Annotated in this window: 1 protein-coding gene; it reads left to right on the forward strand. The window is 55.1% G+C overall.

The genetic code is table 11. The annotated features are described in order from the left end of the window. The coding region (locus tag DW640_RS23230) for an N-6 DNA methylase (RefSeq protein WP_233525479.1) at positions 1-1,060 on the forward strand (1,060 nt) is incomplete at both ends.

Here is a 1,060-nt window from a genome sequence, read left to right on the forward strand (position 1 = left end):
AAAGGACTGGATGCCGTGCGTGACGGCGGTATCGTGGCGTTCATCACCTCGCAAGGGGTATTGAATAGCACCAAGACCTCCGTGCGTAACGAGCTGTTCAGTCAGGCCAATCTGGTATCCGCGATACGCCTGCCCAACAACCTGTTCACGGACAACGCGGGCACGGAGGTGGGCAGTGACCTGATTGTCCTGCAAAAGAACCTCAGCAAGAAGGAAATGTCGCAGGACGAGCGGCTGATGACCGTGATACAGACGGACACGAAAACCGCCCTGACCGACAACGCCTATTTCATCCACCACCCGGAACGCATCGTGCATACGATGGCGAAACTTGACACAGACCCCTACGGGAAGCCCGCTATGGTTTATCTGCACGAGGGCAAGGCAGCAGGCATCGCCGGGGATTTGCGCCGTATGCTCGACGAGGATTTCCATTACAGGCTTGCCATGCGCTTGTATTCGGGTTCAATCCGGCAGGCAGGAACGGAAGAAAAAGTTGCCGTTCAAAATAAAGTAGAGCGTCCTGCCATAAAATTGGAAACAGTATCCTCGGCGCAGACGGTGGAAACTCCGACAGAAAAGCCGCAACCCGCAGATGAAAAGCCGGAGATAGAACCGCGCCCGCAATATTCCGCAGGCGTGCAGCTCACCCTGCTTGACCTCTGGGGGATGACGGAAGAGGTCAGCCAACCGAAAACCTCCAAAAAGAAAAAGACGGTGAAAAAGGCAGTTACGGCAAAGTCCACTCCGCCCAAACCGAAAGTCACGGTTACACCGACAGCTCCAACTGCAAAACCCGCAATGGAGAATAAGGAGGTGAAAGCGGAGAACACCGCCAAGCCTGCCGACCCGGACGACATCTATGCCACACTGGACTGGGATACCAATCCTCCCATCAACGGTTTCTATGAAATGATGATGGGTTTGACGCCGGAGCGTAGGAAAGAACTTCGGGAACTGGCAAGGCAGCATAACGAGAAACAAGTGGCGGAAAAGACGGAAGTGAAAGCCGTGCCGGAAACTTCCCGTGAGCAGCCACGACAGGAGGAAACACAGCCGG

The sequence above is a fragment of the Bacteroides sp. AM23-12 genome (assembly GCF_003434395.1).
GTDB lineage: Bacteria > Bacteroidota > Bacteroidia > Bacteroidales > Bacteroidaceae > Bacteroides > Bacteroides thetaiotaomicron.